Here is a 19,623-nt window from a genome sequence, read left to right as displayed (position 1 = left end):
GCTGAGTGATGTGAGATAGACCAGCCCACCTCGCTTGCAAGTTCCCGCCATCCGCCGGATGGCACCTATGGGGTATCGCAGCCTCTGCATCCGTTGCGCCTGGTGCAATTGCACCAGGTATCGCTTGTTCGCTATTCGCTAGCCGGGCTGGGTCTCGATGTGCTGCTCACCCTGCTTGCGCAGGGTTTTCGCACGCTTTTCCAGCACCAAGTAGGTGACGCTGGCCAGCAGCAGCGGCAGCAGATAATAGAGCACGCGATAGGCGAGCAGGGCGGCGATCAGGCTCGCCTGGCTGTACTGGTGCTGCAGCAGGGCGAGAAATACCGCCTCGAGCACGCCCAGGCCGGCGGGGATATGCGCCACCACTGCGGCCATGCAGCTGATCAGCAGCACGCCGAGTACCGAGGTATAGGCCGCACCCTCCGGCAACAGCCAGAAGATCAGCGCCGCCATCAGCGCCCAGTTGCTTGCGCCCAGGCACAGTTGCAGCAGTGCCATCTTCAGCAAGGGCAGGGTGATCGACCGCTCGCGCAAGTGCCACACGCGTTGCCGCGAGAAAGCGCAGATGCCGATGTAGGCACTGACCACCCCCAGCAGTGCGAACCCCACCAATTGCAGGCCGGTGACGCCCAGGCCCCAGTTGTCGGGCAACTGCACCAGGCGCATGGAGAAGATCACCCCGGCCAGCGCCATGTAGCCGGTCCAGTTGGTCAGCAGGCTGAGGCTGAGGATGCGTGTCACCGTCGAGGCGCTCAGGCCAAGGCGCATGTACAGCCGGTAGCGCATCGCCACGCCGCCAATCCAGGTGGTGAAGTTCAGGTTGAAGGCGTAACAGACCATCGCCACCGGCATGACCTGGCGCGCAGGCAGATGATGGCGACTGTACTGGCGGCCAAGCAGGTCATAGCAGCTGAACACCAGATAGCTGGCGCAGGCGATCAGCGCACCTACTGCCAGTGTTTGCACGCTGTAGTCGCTGAGCGACTGGCGCACTTCGCCCCAGTCCAGATTGCGCGCGAGCATATACAGCAATGCCGGTATGGCCAGTAGAAAGAACAGGGTCAGTGCGCGTTTTCCCCAGCGCATCCAGGGGTTGTTCTGAGCACCATTCATCCAGTTTTTTCCTCTTCATAGCCGCTGGCCTTGTCGGCTGGCTCCAGCGGTTTCAGTCTCTTGCGGTGCGCCGGCAGCCAGCCGGCGATGGCCGGAAACCGGCGCAGAAAGTGAAAACACAGGAACACCAGTGGCGCGCGCCACCAGTAGCCGCGTATCACGCGTTCGAGTTCGATGCGCTTGCAGTGCTCGGCGGACAGCTCGAGCAAATGGTCATGCAGGTAGTGATTGAAGGCCTGATCCTGAATCACCAGGTTGGCTTCCAGGTTCAGGGCCAGGCTCAGCGGGTCGAGGTTGCTCGAGCCCACTGTCGACCAATCGTCATCCACCAGCGCCACCTTGCCGTGCAGTGGGCGCTGGCAGTATTCATAGACCTCCACGCCGTGGCGCAGCAGGTAGTTGTAGAGCAGGCGCGAGAAGGCCTGGACCCAGCGCATGTCCGGCTGGCCCTGCAGGATCAGGGTGACCTTTACGCCACGCTGCGCCGCATTGCGCAAGGCGCGCAGCACGCGGTAACCAGGGAAGAAATAGGCGTTGGCGATCACTACGCGCGTGCGCGCCGATTCGAAGGCGCGCAGATGCTCGTCTTCGATATCAGTGGTGTGGCGCTCGTTGTCACGCTCCAGCAGCATCACCCGCGCATCGCCCACTGGCTCTCTGGTGGGCTGCGCCGGGCTGGGCTCGCTTACGGCGGGGCGCAGTAGACGCAGCATGGCCACGTGCAGGTCGCTGACGATTGGGCCTACCACTTCGACGGCGTAGTCCTGCTTGGCCATTTCACCGAAGTCGCCGAGATGGTCGGCCGAATAGTTGATGCCGCCGACGAAGGCGCGCTGGCCATCGATCACCACCAGCTTGCGGTGCAGGCGGCGAAACAGATTGGTACGCATGCCAAAACGCCGGGGGCTGGGATCGAAGACATGGATCTTCACGCCCTCGCGGGTCAGTGCTGCGACATACTCATGCTGCAGGTCGGCGGTGCCGTAGCCGTCCACGGCGAGGACGATGCGCACGCCGCGCCGCGCGGCCTCGATCAGTACCTCCTGCAGTTCGAGGCCGACCTTGTCTTCACGGATGATGAAGGTCTCCAGCAGCACCTCGATGCGTGCCGCGCGCATGCATTCGAACACCCGCGGGTAATAGTCTTCGCCATTGATCAGCAGGCGCAGCTGGTTACCGTCTCGCCATATTCCGCTCACAGGTGAATCTCCGCTGCCAGTGGCGCGTGATCGGAGAGGTGCGACCAGGGCCGAGTGGACAACACCTGCGGCTCGTGCGCCGAGGCGTTGCGGGTGTAGATACGATCAAGGCGTAGCAGCGGCATGCGTGCCGGGAAACTGCGCGCAGGTTTGCCGTGGCGATGCTCGAACGCTTCGCGCAGGCCATGGGGTGCCAGCAGGTCGTCCGCGCGCAGACGCCAGTCGTTGAAGTCACCGGCGACTATCACCGGCGCACTGGGCTCGAAGGTCGCCAGCAAATCCAGCAACAACCCCATCTGCTGCCGGCGGTGCGCCTCACGCAACCCCAGGTGCACGCACACCGCATGCACGGCATCGTGCCCCGGCACGTCGAGACGGCAATGCAGCAGGCCGCGTTGCTCGGTGCCGCTGACCGTCACGTCGAGGTTGTGATGTTCAAGGATGGGAAAGCGCGAGAGCAGGGCGTTGCCGTGGTGGCCGTCCGGGTAGACGGCATTGCGCCCGTAGGCGAACTGCGGCCACATGCTATCGGCAAGAAATTCGTACTGCGGCACGCTCGGCCAGTCATGGAAGCGTTTGGCGTGCAGGGCATGGTCGCCAAGCACCTCCTGCAGAAATACCAGGTCCGACCCGGTGGCCTGCACAGCGCTGCGCAATTCCGGCAGGATGAAACGACGGTTGAGAGCGGTGAAGCCCTTGTGCGTGTTGATCGTCAGCACGCGCAGGCGCTTGACCGGTGTCACGCGGTCGATGATCACCTCCGGTTTGGCAATGGTGTTGTTCATGTTCGGCCACGCTCGCTCACAGGCTGCCGGGCTTTTTCGAACGCGACTCACCGAGCGGATCGGCGTCGGCGATAGTACGATCGAGAAGCACCTCGCCATGCACCTGCTCTTCGCTGCCGTGGCTGGCGTCGTTCTTCGCCGGCTGCAGTTGCACCTTGATCCAGCCGCTGTCACGTCGATCGAAGGCCTTAAAGGCTTCGATGGCGTCACTCATGGGCTTGACCTGGGTGAGGATCTTCGCAGGGTCGATGCGTCCAGCCTGGACCATCTCGATCAGTTGCGGGATGTAGCGGCGGTGGTTGCAGTTGCCCATGTTGATGCTGAGGTTCTTGTTCATCGCCTGGCCGATGGGAAACTCACGTGCCTGGTGCGGATAAACGCCGATGATGCCCAGCGTGCCGGCCTTGGCCAGGGCATCGACGGCCCACTGCAAGGCCTGCTCGGGCGCATCGCCCGGTTGCCATTCGTGGCCTTCTGGCTGGCGCGGCGAGTGGCCGTGGGCAGGGCACTGGGCATCGATGCCCACGGCATCGATGGCACGGTCCACGCCAATGCCGTTGGTCAGCCGACGCAGGGTGTCGACCGGATCTTCGCGGTCGAAGTTGATCACTTCGGCGCCCTGACGGCGGGCCATGTCGAGGCGATCATCGAGGTGATCGATGGCGAATACGCGTGCGGCACCCAGCAGTTTGGCGCTGGCGATGGCGAACTGGCCGACCGGCCCGGCGCCGAAGACGGCGACGGTATCGCCGCTACCGACTTCGGCCAGTTTTGCGCCGAAATAACCGGTGGGGAAAATATCGGAGAGCAGGATGGCCTGGTCATCGCTGATCTCGCTGGGCAGTTTCACCAGGCCGATATTGGCGAAGGGAATGCGCGCCATCTCGGCCTGCAGGCCGTGGAAGGCGCCGGTGATCTCCGGCCCGCCGTAGAAGGAGGTGCCGGCCTGCTTGCCGTTGGGATTGGCCTCGTCGCACTGGGCGTAGTAGCCGGCTCGGCAATAGCTGCAATTGCCACAGGCGATGGTGGAGGGCACCACAACGCGATCGCCGATATTGAGATTGCGCACATCGCTGCCCAGCGCCTCGACGATGCCCACGGCCTCATGACCAAGGATGGTGCCCTTGCGCATGCCGCCCACTGTGCCACGCACAAAATGCAGGTCTGTACCGCAGATGGCCGAGGCGGTAATGCGAATGACCGCGTCGGTACTGGCCTGTACCTCGGGTTCTGGCACGTCATCCAGGCGGATGTCGCCGATGTCGTGAAATACCACTGCTTTCATGAATCTCTCCCGAGGCCGACCAGCTGGCCGGCGTAGGTGATTGTTTGCTTGGGACTGACGCGAAGCGTCACGCGCGCCGAAAGGTGGCGCTCCGCTCGAGCGGCGCCATGGGTTGTCCCAGCATCTATATTTTTCGAGTTGGCAGACGGAAGCAGGGTTCAGGCTTTTTTTCGCGGCGGCCTTTAGCGCAGTAACTCCAACAACTGCAGCGTGCGCCCGTGCAACTCCACCGCGTCCTGCTGCACAGGCCTTGGCACCGTTTGCGCGGTATGCGTATCGACCAGGCACAGCCAGTGGCGCCCGCCGTGCACTTCGGGCAGCTGGAATTCGCAGGGCTGGTGGTCGGCATTGAGCAGCAACAGCAGGGTGGCGTCGGCACCGCTGCGTTTGACACCCGAGGGCTGCGCACGGCCGTCCATGAGCATGCCCATGCAGCGCGCCTCCTCGTCGTGCCAGTGTTCCTCGGTCATTTCGCTGCCGTCCGGGGCCAGCCAGGTGACGTCCTTGACGTCCAGTTCCTCGTTGTAGTGCCCGACCAGAAAACGCTGGCGGCGCAGGATCGGGTAGCTCCGACGCAGGGCGATCAGGTGCTGGCAGAAGGCGAGCAGCTCGCGGCCTTCATCGTCGAGCGACCAGTCCACCCAGCTCAGCTCGTTGTCCTGGCAGTAGGCGTTGTTGTTACCGTGCTGGGTGCGGCCGAACTCGTCGCCGGCCAGCAGCATCGGCGTGCCCTGGGCGAACAGCAGGGTGGCCAGCAGGTTGCGCATCTGCTGCACGCGCAGGCTGCGAATCGATGGGTCGTCGGTGGCGCCCTCGCTGCCGTGGTTCCAGGAGAGGTTGCGGTCGGTGCCGTCCTGGTTGTTCTCGTCGTTGGCCTCGTTGTGCTTGTGGTCGTAGGACACCACGTCGCGCAGGGTGAAACCGTCATGCGCGGTGATGAAGTTGACCGAGGCGAAGGGCCGGCGCCCACGCTGGTTGTACAGATCGCCGGAGGCGGTTAGACGCCTTGCCAGTTCACCGAGCTCGCCGCGGTCGCCCTTCCAGTAGGCGCGCACGTTGTCGCGAAACTTGTCGTTCCATTCGGCCCAGCCCGGCGCAAAACCACCGACCTGATAGCCGCCGGGGCCGCAGTCCCAGGGCTCGGCGATCAGCTTGACCTTGCTCAGCACCGGGTCCTGACGGCAGGCGACAAGAAAGCTGTGGCGCTCGTTGAAACCATCGGCATAGCGCCCGAGGATGGTCGCCAGGTCGAAGCGAAAGCCATCCACGCGCATTTCGGTCGCCCAGTAGCGCAGCGAGTCGGTGACCATCTGCAGCACACAGGGGTGGCTCAGGTCCAGCGTGTTGCCGGTACCGGAGTCGTTGATGTAGTAGCGGCGTTCGTCCGGCAGCAGGCGGTAGTAGCTGGCGTTGTCGATACCGCGCATGGACAGCGTCGGACCGCGCTCGTTGCCCTCGGCGGTGTGGTTGTAGACCACATCGAGAATCAGCTCCAGGCCGGCCTTGTGCAGGTGCGCGACCATTTCCTTGAACTCACTGATGCGACCGCTGGAGAGATAGGCCGGGTGCGGGGCGAAGAAACCGATGCTGTTGTAGCCCCAGTAGTTGTTCATGCCCTTTTCCAGCAGATGCTGGTCGTTGACGAAGGCATGCACCGGCAGCAACTCGACGCTGGACACGCCCAGCTCGCGGATATGCCGCAGCAGTTCGGGGTTGGTCAGCCCGGCGCAGGTACCGCGCTGCGGCTCGGGCACCGCCGGATGACGCATGCTGATGCCGCGCAGATGCGTTTCGTAGATCACCGTGCGATCCCAGGGCGTGCGCAGGCTGGGTTGCTCGCCCCAGGTGAAGGCCGGGTCGATGACCTTGCACTTGGGCACGAATGGCGCGCTGTCGCGCTCATCGAAGCTCAGGTCACCGGCCGGGTCGCCGATGGTGTAGCCGAACAGCGCTTCAGACCACTGCAGCTTGCCCACCAACTGCTTGGCGTAAGGATCGATCAACAGCTTGTTGGGGTTGAAGCGGTGCCCGGCTTCGGGCTCGTAGGGACCGTATACGCGGTAACCATAAACCTGGCCGGGGCGGGCGTCAGGCAGGTAGCCGTGCCAGATTTCGTCGGTGTATTCCGGCAGCTCGATGCGTTCGATCTCCGTCTCACCGCGCTCGTCGAACAGGCACAGTTCGACCCGCGTGGCGTGCGCCGAGAACAGGGCAAAGTTGACTCCGAGGCCATCCCAACTGGCGCCCAGCGGGAACGGCGTGCCTTCGGTAACGCGTGAGCTCTGTTGATTGGACATGGTGGCGACCTCAGGCTTTCGGCGTCTTGGGTGTGCGCGGGGCACGGGGTTTCTTCAGCAGCGCGGGCTGTTCGGCCTCGCTCAGCGGCACCGTCTTGGGTTTGCTGACACGCCGCGGCTTGGCCTTGGGTTGGGCTTGCGCCTCGGCTTCGGCCAACTTGCTGGCCATTTTCCAGTGCCGCTCATGCTGGCCATGGGGGCGGCCTTCGGACTCCCAGATCTGAAAGGCAAACTCGCGTATGCGCTGCTCATCGACATTCATGGCGTAACTCCTGTGATCAAGGGGTAAGGCGAAGCAGATTGACCGGCAGCTCGGCCAGCGCGTCGGCAAGTGGCACCGCTTCGTGCGCTGCGACCTGGCAAGGAGTGAGCAGGCCGGTGACATGGCAGTGGTTGAATTCGCCCGGTAACACCACGGCGGTGTCGCCCCAACACTGTGCGGGAACATGCGGCAGGTCGTGCTCTGCGAGCAGGCCGGCGGCCAGGCGCGGCACGATCACCAGCAGGTGCTGGTCACCGTGACTACGCAGGAAGGCGAGCACCTGGGCGGCGTGTCTGCCCGTGACAGCCAGGGGCTGGTAACTGCCCTGGCTGAACAGCGACGGATGCGTCGCACGAATCGCCAGCACCTGCCGGATCAGCCATTGCTTGATGCGCCCGTCCTGCCAGCTGGCCAGCATGGCCGTTGGCTCATCATTGGCCTGTAATGCGTTTTGTCGCGCCGCGAAGTCCACCGGGCGACGGTTATCCGGGTCGACCAGACTGAAATCCCAGAACTCGCAGCCCTGGTACAGATCGGGTACGCCAGGCGTGGTCATGCGCAACAGACATTGCACCAGGCCGTTCAGGGCGCCAGCAGGGGCTATTGCCGCAACGCTATCAGCCAGCTCGGTGCGCAAGGCCAATCCGGCTGGCTCGCACAACAGGCGCCGCAAGAAATCAGCACAGGCAGCTTCGTGTTCGTCGTTCGGCGCACTCCAGGCGCTGTTGAGCTTGGCCTCGCGCAGTGCCTTGCGCTGCCAACCGAGCAGGCGCTGCAGGTAGGCATCGAGGCCGACGTCATCGTCCGCTTGCAGCCCCAGCGGCCAACTGCCGATCAGTGCCTGGTAGAGAATCGACTCTTCGCCGCCATCCGGCGCCAACTGCTTACTGCTACGCAGCGGTTGCGCAAGGTGATGCCAGTGTTTGACGCGTTCGGCGTACCAGGCGGCGCGTTCGCTGAGCACCGCCAGGCGTGCGCGGCAGTCCTCGCCACGTTTGTGGTCATGAGTGGCGGTGGCCAGCAGGTTGAGCGGGTGGTGGTTCGCACGTTCGACGCAGGCCTGGTGAAAATGCTCGACGCTGGCACTGAAATGCTCGGCATCGAAGCCCACGTCATAGCGCGACAGCAGCATGCCAGCACGATACAGCGCGGTGTCTTCGACGGCCTTGGCAGCCACTGGCGAGGTCAGCTGCTGGAAGCGCGTGAGCGCCTGGGCGCGCAAACGCCGCGCACGGCCAGGCGGCAGTGCACGTAGGAAGGCGCCGCCGAGCCAGTCGTCGAGATGTGGCAGCAAGGGCCAGTCAGCTTCGGCCAGGGTTTGCCGCGCGCCGTCCAATGCCTGCTGAAAGAACCGCCGATCCTGCTGTGAACGGCCGCAGGCCTGGGCGTAAGTGCGATACACCGGAAAATGCACGATCAGCTCGCGCAGCGCCCGGCGAATGGCACCGAGGGTCAGGTCGCGGGTGGCGATGTCATGTCGGGCGACGTGCAGTAGGCGCTGGGCAACTTCCTCCAGATCACCGGCCAGCGAGCCTTCCAGCACCAGGCGGCGCGCCTGCTGAATCTCGTCCTCGAACGCCGTCGGCCGGCCGCTGAGCGCTTGCCACAGTTCGCTGAGCGGCAGCTGACCGTGTGGATCGTGTTGCAGCAGCGACACCTGGTTCATGAACTCGTAGCCGGTAGTGCCGTCCACCGGCCACTCCTGCGGCAACTGTTCGCCAGCGCCGAGAATCTTCTCCACGAAGATAGGGAAGGGCGCATCGCCGCGCAGTTGCCGGATGCGCCGGCGCAGCCTACTGCAATAGGCACGCGGGTTAGCCAGGCCGTCGATATGATCGATGCGCAGGCCGTCGATCAGGCCGCGCTCAATCAGCTCGAAGACCTTGGCGTGCGTCTGCTCGAATACCTGGCGATGCTCGACGCGCAACGCACCCAGTTCATTGATATCGAAGAAGCGTCGCCAGTTGATGTCGTCCGCTGCGGTACGCCAGCTGGCTACGCGGTAATGCTGACGTTCGAGCAGTGCGTGCAGACGCTGCTGCGCCGCTTCGTCATGGCCTTGAAAGCTGGCCAGCATGGGCGCCACCTGGAGCGCCTTAGAGGTCAGTTCGATGCACAACTGATCGGCCTGTGCACGGCTGGCGTCATCATTGCCCAGGCGGGCGAAACGCTGACCCAGTTCGCGCAGGGCTTCATCCTCGCTGCGGCGCAGGATGCTGGCGTAGCTGGCTGGCGTCAGCGGCAGGCGGTGTTCGAAGTGCTGGGCGTGAAAGCGCCCGCGCTTGGCATCGAACACCAGTTCCAGCGTGCCGTCACGCAGCGCCTCGCCGTAGTCGCTGCGCAGAAATGGCACCAGCAACTGGCCACTGAGCAAGGGGTCGTGGGATTGCCACTGGATATCGAAAAACTCGGCGTAAGGGCTGCCTTGCCCCCATTCCAGCACGTCCAGCCACCAGGGGTTACCGTCGCCACCGACGGCCATGTGGTTGGGCACAATATCCAGGATCAACCCCATGTCATGGGCGCGCAGGGTTTCCACCAACTGCACCAGCGCGGCTTCGCCGCCCAGTTCGGGGTTGATCTGGCTCGGGTCGATCACGTCGTAGCCGTGTTGCGAGCCGGGGCGGGCGGTGAGAATCGGCGAGGCATACAGGTGGCTGATACCCAGCTGAGCCAAATAGGGCACTTGGGCCGCTGCATCGCGCAAGGTGAAATCCTTGTGCAGCTGCAGGCGCAGCGTGGCGCGCAATTCAGTCATTGCCAGCCTCCCGGCGTGCGCCATCGAGGCTGGCCAGACGCTCACTCGTGGCTGGCTGTTCCAGCAGTTCGTTGACCGTCAGCGGGTAGCGGCGCCGCCAGTTTGGGTGGACATCGCCCGGGCCGGGCAGGTTGGGCTGCTGCTCCAGGCCGCAGGCGTCCTCCAGCGGCAACAGGGTCAGTGGCGCCGGCGTGCGGCCGATATGCTCGATACAGGCTTGCAGGCAGGCATCGTCATCGCTGCCGGGCGCCATACCCTGGCGTTCGAACAGCTGGCGCAGCGCCACGCGCTCACCGGCACGCTCGGCGTGGTCGCCCTCCAGCAGCTCGGCGTCGCGCTGACCGGCGCGCACTCGCCATTCCAGATCGCGGCCGGCGAGCCAGCCCTTGATCGTCGGCAGGTCATGGGTGGTGGTGGTCGCCAGGGCATTGCCGGGCCAGCGTTCGGCCGGCACAAAACCCAGGTCGTCCTGCTCGAACAGCAGCACGCGGGTGCCGAGGATATTGCGCGCGGCGAGCTTGTCGCGCAGGCCTTCGGGCACAGTGCCGAGGTCTTCGCCGATCACCAGGGCACGATGGCGATGCGATTCCAGGGCCAGCAGGCGCAGCAGGTCATCCAGTGGGTAGCGCAGGTAGGCGCCGTGCTGCGACTCCGCGCCCTGTGGGATCACCCACAGCCGCTGCAGGCCCATTACATGGTCGATACGAATGCCGCCGGCATGCGCCAGGTTGGCCTGGAGCATCTCGATGTAGGCGCGAAAGCCGTGCTGCCGCAGACCCTGCGGCGAGAAAGCGGCAACGCCCCAGCTCTGCCCCTGACGATTGAGCACGTCGGGTGGCGCACCCACGGTGACCCGTGGCAGCAGTTCGTCCTGGCGCGACCAGGCCTGGCTGCCGGCGCAATCGGCTCCCACCGCCAGGTCGGCGATCAGACCGATGCCCATGCCGGCGCCGCTGGCAGTGGCCTGCGCGGTTTCCAGACCATGGGCGATCAGCCATTGGCAGAAGGCGTGAAAGCGCAGTTCATCGGCATGTTCGATGGCAAAACGGGTCACGGCGCCTTGATACGGGCTGCGCAACTCATCCGGCCAGGTACGCCAGTCGCCGCTCGTCCCTTCGCGCAAGCGCTGCGCGTGGATGGCCTCGAAGCAGCAATGCTGCTGCAGCGCATCGCCCCCGGCTGCGCGAAAGGCATCGAAGCGCGCCTGCAAATGGCCGGCGCTTTGGCAGAAATCCGCATACAACTGGCGCAACAGGCGCTGCCGAGTGGAGGCCACGGCTGGCCAGTCGATCAGCTCCAGCGACTCCAGCCGGGTCATCTCGCTGTGCAGCCCGGCAGTCTGAATGGCGCGCTTGACCCGTTCCTCGCCGAGCAAGGTGACGGGCGCGGCATACAGGGTATTGAAAAACAGCCGGCTGGACGGTGAGTAGGGGCCGTAGCTGCGCAAGTCGGCGCTGAACTGGGCGTGCACCGGGCTCAGGCCGATGGCATCGGCGCCGTGATTGGCGGCATGCCGGGCCAGATCCGCCACCGCCAACGTATCGCCCAGGCCGCCGTCGCCGGCGCGGCGCAAACCGTAGAGCTGGGCAGTCAGGCCCCAGATGCGGGTCTTGCCACACAGTTCCTGCACCGACATGCAGGCGGCGGGCGCTACGGCGAGCGCATGCTGAGTGTCGCGAATCTCCAGCTGGTAATAGCCAGGCTGCTGTTGCGCCGTCAAATGGCCGTCGTGGTCGAGCCGACCCTCGCTGACATTGCCGTGCTCATCGGTCAGCCGATAGGGGCTCTCGGCCGGGTAGAGGGTCAAGGCCAGTGGTTGATGCTGGTCCTGAAGCAACAGAGCGGAATCTTCCGGTACATGCTGGTGGTGCACCAGCGAGGTCAGGCTTTCGCGTATCTGTTCCGGGCTTTGCGCCGGATAGCCCAGCGCCTCCAACAGGTTGCGCTGGGCTTCTGCCGATACGCGCTGTGGCTGGCCGTAGGCATCGACCCAGTCGATGCTCAGATCCGCGGCCTGCGCCAGTTCGGCCAGTAGTTGATCACTCATCGGGCGGGCTCCAGGGTGACGAGGGCACTGCGCGGCGGCAATTGCGCCTGACGCAGGTCGGCATCGTCGGTGCGCAGGGTGTACAGGCGTTCGCCATGGATGGCCTCCGCAGGTAGGGAAACGGCGCTGGTCCCCAGGTTGATGGCGATACTCAGCGCCGGGCCATTGCCCAGTCGCCAGCGCGCCAGTACCGCGCCGTCACCCAACACCTGTGCACCCAGACTGCGCGCTTGCTCCAGCCCTGGCAGCAGGCGGCTATGGCGCACCTGCAACAGGCCGCGATAGAAGGCCAGCCATTCGCGCTGCTCAGGCTCCAGAGCAGGCGCCAGATCTGGCTGCGAGCGCTGGAAACTGGCCTCCGCATTGGGGTCGGCAATGGTTTCGCGGCTGTGCGGCGAGTTGAACTGGGAAAAATCGGCGAACTCGTTGCGCCGACCCTCGCGCACGGCGTTGGCCAGTTCGTCGTGGTAATCGGTGAAGAACAGAAAAGGCCGTTTGCAGCCCCATTCCTCACCCATGAACAGCAGTGGCACCATCGGGCACAGCAGCAGAAGCACGGTGGCGGCCTGCAGCGCGTCAACGTCGGCGAGCAGCGTCAGACGTTCGCCAAAGGCGCGGTTGCCCACCTGATCATGGTTCTGCAGAAACAGCACGAAGGCATGCGGCGGCAGGTCGGCGCTGGGTTCGCCGCGTGGTTGGCCATGGCGGTTGGCCTGCCCTTGGTAAACGAAGCCCTGCTCCAGGCAGGTGGCCAACTTGCGCGTCGGCGCCTGGGCGTAATCGGCGTAGTAGCTTTCGTTCTCGAAGGTCAGCAGCGCATGCAGAGTGTTGTGGCCGTCGTCGTTCCACTGCGCATCGAAGCCATCACGTAGCAGGTGCGCGGCGTTATGCTCGTTCTCCAGCACCAGATGCACATGACGTTGCTGCGGCAGCGCCGAGCGCACGCGCGCAGCCAGCTCCTTGAGGAAATCGTCATCGTCGATGGCGTGCACGGCGTCCAGACGCAAACCGTCGACGCGATAGTCCAGCAACCACATCAGGGCGTTTTCGCAGAAGAAGTCGCGCACCTGTGGGCGGCTGAAATCAATGGCCGCGCCCCAGGGCGTGATGCGTTCTTCATGGAAGAACTGCCGTGCGTACACGCCCAGATAATTGCCGTCCGGGCCGAAGTGGTTGTAGACCACATCGACGAATACCATCAGGCCGTAGGCATGGGCGCTGTCGATCAGTTGCTTGAGTTCATCGGGCGTACCGTAGGCGTTGGCCGGGGCAAACGGCAGCACGCCGTCATAGCCCCAGTTGCGCGTCCCGGAGAAGGCATTGAGCGGCATCAGCTGCAAGGCGGTAACGCCCAGATCAGCCAGGTGCGGCAGGTGCTCGATGACCTGCTGGAAACCACCGAACAGGCCGACGTGTAGCTCGTACAGCACCGTCTCGTGCCAGGGCCGGCCGTTCCAGTCGCGGTGATGCCAGATATAAGCCGAGTGATCGATGACCTGGCTGAAGCCATGTACGTCTTCGAGCTGGCGGCGCGAGGCCGGGTCCGGCACTGGCCACTGGCCGTCGATGCGGTAGCGATAGGCGGTGTCGGCCGGGCATTCGATCAGCGTCACGAACCAACCATCGTCCTGCGCCTGCATGGGCTGCAGCCCGCCATCTTGCAGTTCCAGCTCCACCTGTCGGCAACTGGGCGCCCACAGGGCGAAGCGCACGCGTCCATCGGCCATTGGCCGGGCACCATGGCTGAACATCAGCGCGGCGCCCGTTGAGCACTGGTCTGGCTCAGCAGACGTTGAAAAAGACGGTCATATGGCTGCACCGACTGGCGCCAGTAGAGCGGGGCGCTCATGGCCTGGCAGCGCATGGCTTCCAGCAGCTCGGGATGATCGAAGACCTGCAGCGCGCGGTCGATGGCCTGGCGATAGGCATCGGTCTGAGGCGCGTCGAAGAGAAAGCCGCTGACGCCATCCTCGATGGTGTCGGCCAGGCCGCCGGTGCAGCGGGCAATGGGCAGCGAGGCGTAGCGCTGGGCGTACATCTGGCTGAGGCCGCAGGGCTCGAAACGCGAAGGCATGAGCAGAAAGTCGCTGCCAGCGTACAGACGCCGCGCATCGCTTTCGTCAAAACCGATATGAACGCCGATACGTCCCGGATGGCGTCGTCCCAGCTCGGCCATGGCGGCCTCCAGTGCCGGTTCACCCTGGCCGATTACGCCAATGCGGCCGCCGCGCGCGACGATGTGTTCAGCCACTTCCAAGGTCAGATCTATGCCTTTCTGATGCACCAGGCGCGATACCACGGCGAACAGCGGCCCGTCGTCATCGAGCCCCAACCATTGCTGGACGTACTCGGCGTTGGCTCGTTTGCCCGCCCAGTCGCCAGCGCTGAAACCCTCCAGCAAGTGCGGGTCGCTCTCGGGGTGCCAGCTTTCGTCGATGCCGTTGGCGATGCCGCTGAGCTGGTCGTTCTGCACCTTGGCCCGCAGCAGGCCATCGAGACCACAGCCCTGTTCCGCCGAAGTGATTTCGCGGGCATAGCGGCGGCTCACGGTGGTGACATGCTGCGAGTAAGCAATGCCAGCCTTGAGGAATGACAGCTGCCCATAGAATTCCAGGCCCTCGACGCCGCAGGCCGTACTGGGTATTGCCAGTTCACTGGCGCAACGCATGTCACACAGGCCCTGATAAGCGAGGTTGTGAATGGTCAGCAAGGCGGGTGTATTGGCCTGGCGCCAGGCCATGTAGGCCGGCGCCATCGCTGCAGGCCAGTCATTGGCATGGACCAGCTCCGGGCGCCACTGGATGCCGGCATCGCCCGTGGCGATCTCTGCGGCGGCCAGGCCGAGACGGGCGAAACGGATGTGGTTGTCAGCCCAGTCGCGGCCATGCTCATCGACGTAAGGCGAGCCATCACGTTCGTACAGCGCATGGTTGAGCAGTACATAGACGATAAGCCCATCGGCCAGGTCCATACGGCCGATCTGGCAAGGAGGCAACGCCGCCAGGCCAGGCAACTGCCCGACGATGCGGATCGGTCGGCCGCTTTCCACCACTTGCCGGTAACCGGGGATCAGCAGGCGGATGTCGTGTTGCGGCGACAGCGCACGGGGCAAAGCGGCGGAAACATCGCCGAGCCCGCCGCACTTGATCAGATCAGCGAACTCCGAGGTGACGAACAGTACGCGCTTACGCTGCGGATGCTCACTGTGCATCTGCAAGGGAGGCTTGGCTGCGGCGCTAAGGGTGGGTGTGGCTTGGATGTGTGCGGAGGCTGCAGCGCTTGCCATGTCTCTCTCCATCGAGTTGTACCTGAGGACGACTCGCCTTGTCGGCGAGGGCCGTGGAGGAGTGCGATGAACGATTGCGCGATCTCCCCCTTACCCTTGAGCTGACGGGGCGATGCGAACAAAGGTTCGACCTTTTTTTGCAGAGCGAGCGCCCTGTAAACAGGTTGAACTTTGCCCATCCTGGCCGCTTCACAGAGCAACCTGGCAGCTAACAGGAGCAGGCAGATGCAAAGCGTCGAACAGGTGGTGAAATTTCTCGGCAAGTACAAGCTGCGTTTGGCCACTGCTGAATCCTGCACAGCGGGGCTTATCAGCTCACTGGTGGCCGATGTGCCTGGTAGCGGCCAGGTACTTGATTGCGCGTTCGTGACCTATTCGCCGCAGGCCAAGCAGCGTTGCCTGGGCGTCAATGCCGACACCATCGAGCGTTTCGGTCTCACCAGCGAAGAGGTTGCGCAGGAGATGGCGCTGGGCGCATTGCTACGCAGCGATGCCGATATCGTCCTGGCCAATACCGGCCTGGCGCAGGCAGAGGGAGAAAAGGACGGCGTGCAATGCATCGCCTGTGCTATTCGCCTCGAACAGCACCAGGGCATCGTCAGTGAAACGCTGAAGTTCAGCGGAGGTCGCAACCAGGTGCGTGAGCAAACGGCGCGCTATGCCCTGTTGCAGTTGCCTTATTACTACGAGCGTCTGCGTCAAGGCTGATTGGCCTGGCGAAGCCGGGCTGCACCAGCAGCCCGGTAGGCAAGGGATCACTCTTGCGGTAACTGGCCGTTCAACTGCTCAGCGCGCTGCAAATGCTGCTCCAGCTTGGGCAGCGCCTCACGAGCAAACGTAGCGAGCTCTTGGTCATCGACATTTACCGCGCGGCGGAACAGCTCGATGGTTTCGCGGTGAGCGACCACCTGATTGTTCATGTAGGCCTTGTCGAAGCTGTCCTCGCTGCGCAGTTTGAGCACCAGGGCCTTGGCCTGGTTGATCAGCTCGGCATCGTCGGAGACTTCCAGGTCCTTGCTCTTGGCCAGTTCGGCCAACTGCTGATTCGCCCGACGGTGGTCATCGATCATCATCTGCGCAAAGCCCTTGACCGCCTCGTTCTGCGATTTTTCCAGGGCCAGTTTGGCCGTTTCGATCTCGGCGATGCCTTTCGCCGATGCCTCTTCGACGAATTCCTCGCTGCTGATCGATTCCGCCTTGTTGGCGGCCTGCAGGCTGGTGACGGCGCAGATGGCGAAGGCGGCAGCGGCCAGTAAGGCCAGTGGTTTCAACGGGTGCATATTCGATCCTCCTGGGATGTGCGTTCACAGGGGTAGAAGGTGCAGGTCGCGACGAAGTTCAGAACAAATTCGCCGCGCTAGGCAAAGCGCAACGGCCCGCCAGCACTGGCTTAGCGGAAAAATTCAAGTCGAACGGAACTGCCGCACTGCGCCTCAAAAAGTACCCGGAGCGACTTTCCCGTCGCTTGCGTGGCCACCATGCATGACATGGCCACTGAATAACCAGGAGTAGCCAATGAGCAAGCAACCGAACCCCGCCGATAACAGCCAGATGGCTGGCAGCGACACGCTCGACCGCAACAACAGCAACGCCAAGCTCGAACAACTCGAGCGTTTCCGCGAGGACGCGACAGGGGAGGCGCTGACCACCAACACAGGGACGCGCATCGCCGACAATCAGAACAGCCTGCGCGGCGGTGAACGCGGGCCGACGCTGATGGAAGATTTCATCATGCGCGAGAAGATTACCCACTTCGACCACGAGCGCATTCCCGAGCGTGTGGTGCATGCACGCGGGGCTGGGGCACATGGCTATTTCGAGGTAACCGATCCGATCAGCGATCTGAGTTGCGCCGCGTTCCTCGGCGAAGCCGGCAAGCGCACCCCGGTTTTCGTGCGCTTTTCCACCGTGCAGGGGCCACGTGGCTCGGCCGATACGGTGCGCGACGTGCGCGGCTTTGCGGTGAAGTTCTACACCGAGGAGGGCAACTTCGACCTGGTCGGTAACAACATGCCGGTGTTCTTCATTCAGGATGCGATCAAGTTTCCCGACTTCGTTCATGCGGTCAAACCCGAGCCGCACAACGAGATCCCGACCGGCGCGTCGGCCCACGACACCTTCTGGGATTTCGTCTCGCTGACCCCAGAGTCGGCGCACATGGTGCTCTGGACGATGTCCGACCGCGCCATTCCCATCGCCTATCGCTCGATGCAGGGCTTCGGTGTGCACAGCTTTCGCCTGGTCAACGGCGAAGGCCAGAGCAAGCTGGTGAAGTTTCACTGGCGACCCAAGGCCGGGGTTTGTTCGCTGGTATGGGACGAAGCACAGAAACTCGCGGGCAAGGACCCGGACTTTCACCGTCGTGGCCTGTGGGAAGACATCGAGCGCGGCCTTTACCCGGAATGGGAACTGGGCCTGCAAGTGATGGACGAGGAGGACGCACTGAGCTTTGGCTTCGACCTGCTCGACCCGACCAAACTGGTACCCGAAGAGCGGGTGCCAGTGCGCGTAGTCGGGCGCATGGTGCTCAATCGCAACCCGGACAACTTCTTCGCTGAGACCGAACAGGCGGCGTTTCACATTGGTCACGTGGTGCCAGGCATCGACTTCAGCAACGATCCGCTGTTGCAGGGCCGGCTGTTCTCGTACACCGATACGCAGCTGCTGCGCCTGGGCGGCCCCAACTTCAACGAAATCCCGATCAATCGGCCGCTATGCCCGTTCCACAACAACCAGCGTGACGCGCCGCATCGCCAGCAGATCAATCGCGGCCGCGCTTCCTACGAGCCCAACTCGATCGACGGCAACTGGCCGCGTGAGACTCCGCCAGCGCCCAGTGGGGGTGGCTACAGCTCCTATCCCGAGCCACTGCAAGGGCACAAGGTACGGGTGCGCTCGGCCAGCTTTGGCGATCACTTCTCTCAGGCAACGCTGTTCTGGCGCAGCATGAGTGAGACTGAGCAGCAGCACATCGTCGACGCCTACAGCTTCGAGCTGTCGAAGGTCGAACGTCTGTACATTCGCGAACGTCAGGTGAAAGACATTCTCGCCCACATTGATCCGCTGCTGGCGTTGCGCGTGGCGGAGAATCTGGGGATCGATCTGGACAGTACCTCGACGCCAAAAATGGATGACAAGGCTGAGGTATCTCCCGCACTGAGTCAGATGAATCTGCTGCCCGGGGACATTCTCGGACGCCGTGTGGCGATCCTGCTCACCCCGGGCTGCAAGGCTGACGAGGTCGGCAGTCTGAAGAAGATGCTCGAAGCAGCCGGTGCCGTGGCCAAGCTCCTGGCGCCTTCTGCAGCGGCGCTGAAAGATTCTGACGGCCAACCGATGCAGCCCGATGGCAGCTTCGCGTCGGAGCCGTCGATTACTGTCGATGCGGTGTTCGTGCCAGGAGGTGAGTACGTACTCAAGACCCTGCAGGACGATGGCGTTGCCAAGCACTACTTGCTGGAAGCCTACAAGCACCTCAAACCCCTGGCGCTCAGCGGTGATGCCGCTCAGCTTGCGGCGCTGCTGGGCTTGGAGGAGGACGACGGCATGCTCTGCGGCGATAGCTTCGATCCGCTGTACATGCGCTTCGAAACAGCGCTGAAGCTGCATCGCATCTGGGCGCGGGAGATGCGCGCCAAGAGCATTCCAGCCTGAACCGACGCCCGGCCTAGCGCGGATTCTCGTCGCTTGGTCGGGTTTTTCTCTTACGCTGCGTCTTGGTCGATGGGCGCAGCGGCACTGGCGCATCGAGCTGCGAGCCGGGGTCTTCGTTACCGGGATCGTCCAGTAACGCCTCGCTGGAACGCGCCACTGGCGTTCTCGTGGTTTTGTCCGATTTCATGCTGGCTCCAGTAACGGCTCTTCTGCACACACCTGGCAGGTTCGCGCGCACTCCTGACAATGCGCGCTGGCGTGCTGCACGCATTCCTCGGCGCAGGCCAGGCAAGCAATCCTGCATAGCTGGCTGGCCACCGCAACGTAGGGGCTATTGCGCAGCATCAGCGTTGCAGTCAGGCGGCACAGGTCGGCGCAATCACGGCATAGCTCTACGCAGCGATAATGCTCGGCATTGCCCTCGCTCAGGCAGACCGAGGCACAGTGCTCGCAGGCGTTGGCACAACTGCTATAAGCGGTGGTGTGATCGAGATAGTTATACGCTTCTGACATGTTCATGCCTCGCTGTATAAGTGGTGTAGAGGTAATCATGAACGCCAACAAATAGTGGTTTTACTTTGCCGGCACTCGCACGCCGAGTAACTTCCTATAGGCATTAAAAAATATTATTTCGATCACTTGCTGTGCTCTGGAGAAGTTGGGCCTTCACCATGACCACGTGGACCGGCAATGCCCCAGATAATTAGCCCAACAACTGGGAATATCCAGATAAGCAGAGCCCAAAGTGTTTTGGTTCCGACGCTCTTGTCGCTACGAAACACGCTGATTACCGCCCACAGATGTACCAGGACGAGAAATGCAGCTATGGCAATGGAAAAGTAAATGACTGAATCCGGCATGACATGTCTCCTTTCATCAAGGTCCATACATGTCGACAGCCACTCCGATAATTCGCTCAGAAAATCGGAATGCGGAA

16 protein-coding genes are annotated in these 19,623 nt (G+C 63.4%); 2 read left to right on the top strand and 14 right to left on the bottom strand.

Annotation, left to right across the window (positions count from 1 at the left end):
* Positions 1-138: 138 nt before the first annotated feature.
* From CDO35_RS09470 to glgA, 10 genes are all read right to left on the bottom strand, one after another.
* The gene (locus CDO35_RS09470; RefSeq protein WP_099524171.1) at positions 139-1,113 is read right to left on the bottom strand and encodes a lysylphosphatidylglycerol synthase domain-containing protein; all 975 of its coding nucleotides are present in this window, start codon (positions 1,111-1,113) and stop codon (positions 139-141) included.
* Positions 1,110-2,312, bottom strand: coding sequence for a cardiolipin synthase ClsB (clsB, locus tag CDO35_RS09465; protein ID WP_099524169.1), 1,203 nt, complete (start codon positions 2,310-2,312; stop codon positions 1,110-1,112). Before clsB ends, CDO35_RS09470 begins: the two co-directional genes overlap by 4 nt.
* On the bottom strand, positions 2,309-3,097 hold the full coding sequence (locus CDO35_RS09460; RefSeq protein WP_099524167.1) for an endonuclease/exonuclease/phosphatase family protein: 789 nt from the start codon (positions 3,095-3,097) through the stop codon (positions 2,309-2,311). The genes clsB and CDO35_RS09460 overlap by 4 nt, the downstream gene beginning before the upstream one ends.
* Before the next feature lie 16 nt (positions 3,098-3,113).
* Complete coding sequence (locus tag CDO35_RS09455; RefSeq protein WP_099524165.1) at positions 3,114-4,382, bottom strand: zinc-dependent alcohol dehydrogenase; 1,269 nt, start codon at positions 4,380-4,382, stop codon at positions 3,114-3,116.
* 182 nt (positions 4,383-4,564) lie between these two features.
* Positions 4,565-6,679, bottom strand: a complete 2,115-nt coding sequence (gene glgX / locus CDO35_RS09450) for a glycogen debranching protein GlgX (protein ID WP_099524163.1) — start codon at positions 6,677-6,679, stop codon at positions 4,565-4,567.
* Between the two features lie 10 nt (positions 6,680-6,689).
* Positions 6,690-6,941 carry a DUF2934 domain-containing protein gene (locus tag CDO35_RS09445; RefSeq protein ID WP_099524161.1) on the bottom strand — a complete coding sequence of 84 codons (252 nt, stop codon included), beginning with the start codon at positions 6,939-6,941 and terminating at the stop codon, positions 6,690-6,692.
* A gap of 16 nt (positions 6,942-6,957) precedes the next feature.
* Positions 6,958-9,699: a malto-oligosyltrehalose synthase gene (locus CDO35_RS09440; RefSeq protein WP_099524158.1), complete on the bottom strand. Its 2,742-nt coding sequence runs from the start codon at positions 9,697-9,699 to the stop codon at positions 6,958-6,960.
* Complete coding sequence (gene malQ / locus CDO35_RS09435; protein WP_099524156.1) at positions 9,692-11,746, bottom strand: 4-alpha-glucanotransferase; 2,055 nt, start codon at positions 11,744-11,746, stop codon at positions 9,692-9,694. Before malQ ends, CDO35_RS09440 begins: the two co-directional genes overlap by 8 nt.
* Positions 11,743-13,473, bottom strand: coding sequence for a malto-oligosyltrehalose trehalohydrolase (gene treZ / locus CDO35_RS09430; protein ID WP_099524154.1), 1,731 nt, complete (start codon positions 13,471-13,473; stop codon positions 11,743-11,745). The genes malQ and treZ overlap by 4 nt, the downstream gene beginning before the upstream one ends.
* 23 nt (positions 13,474-13,496) lie before the next feature.
* On the bottom strand, positions 13,497-15,032 hold the full coding sequence (gene glgA / locus CDO35_RS09425; RefSeq protein ID WP_099524152.1) for a glycogen synthase GlgA: 1,536 nt from the start codon (positions 15,030-15,032) through the stop codon (positions 13,497-13,499).
* Between the two features lie 225 nt (positions 15,033-15,257).
* Between glgA and CDO35_RS09420 the strand changes: the two genes are divergently transcribed.
* Complete coding sequence (locus tag CDO35_RS09420; protein ID WP_099524150.1) at positions 15,258-15,740, top strand: CinA family protein; 483 nt, start codon at positions 15,258-15,260, stop codon at positions 15,738-15,740.
* 47 nt (positions 15,741-15,787) lie between these two features.
* Here the strand turns inward: CDO35_RS09420 and CDO35_RS09415 are convergent, their stop codons facing one another.
* Positions 15,788-16,312, bottom strand: coding sequence for a DUF4142 domain-containing protein (locus tag CDO35_RS09415; RefSeq protein WP_099524148.1), 525 nt, complete (start codon positions 16,310-16,312; stop codon positions 15,788-15,790).
* Between the two features lie 235 nt (positions 16,313-16,547).
* On the opposite strand from CDO35_RS09415, the gene katE reads away from it, so the two are divergent.
* Positions 16,548-18,686, top strand: a complete 2,139-nt coding sequence (gene katE / locus CDO35_RS09410; protein ID WP_099524146.1) for a catalase HPII — start codon at positions 16,548-16,550, stop codon at positions 18,684-18,686.
* Positions 18,687-18,699: 13 nt separating this feature from the next.
* Here katE and CDO35_RS22880 read toward each other — a convergent pair whose 3' ends face one another.
* The 3 genes from CDO35_RS22880 to CDO35_RS09400 form a co-directional block, all read right to left on the bottom strand.
* Complete coding sequence (locus tag CDO35_RS22880; protein ID WP_158233724.1) at positions 18,700-18,873, bottom strand: hypothetical protein; 174 nt, start codon at positions 18,871-18,873, stop codon at positions 18,700-18,702.
* Positions 18,870-19,199 carry a four-helix bundle copper-binding protein gene (locus CDO35_RS09405; RefSeq protein ID WP_099524573.1) on the bottom strand — a complete coding sequence of 110 codons (330 nt, stop codon included), beginning with the start codon at positions 19,197-19,199 and terminating at the stop codon, positions 18,870-18,872. The genes CDO35_RS22880 and CDO35_RS09405 overlap by 4 nt, the downstream gene beginning before the upstream one ends.
* Positions 19,200-19,321: 122 nt before the next feature.
* Complete coding sequence (locus tag CDO35_RS09400) at positions 19,322-19,546, bottom strand: PLD nuclease N-terminal domain-containing protein (RefSeq protein WP_099524144.1); 225 nt, start codon at positions 19,544-19,546, stop codon at positions 19,322-19,324.
* Positions 19,547-19,623: the final 77 nt, after the last annotated feature.

Source organism: Pseudomonas sediminis (assembly GCF_002741105.1).
GTDB classification, from domain to species: domain Bacteria; phylum Pseudomonadota; class Gammaproteobacteria; order Pseudomonadales; family Pseudomonadaceae; genus Aquipseudomonas; species Aquipseudomonas sediminis.
This window is presented reverse-complemented; position numbering and strand designations above follow the sequence as displayed.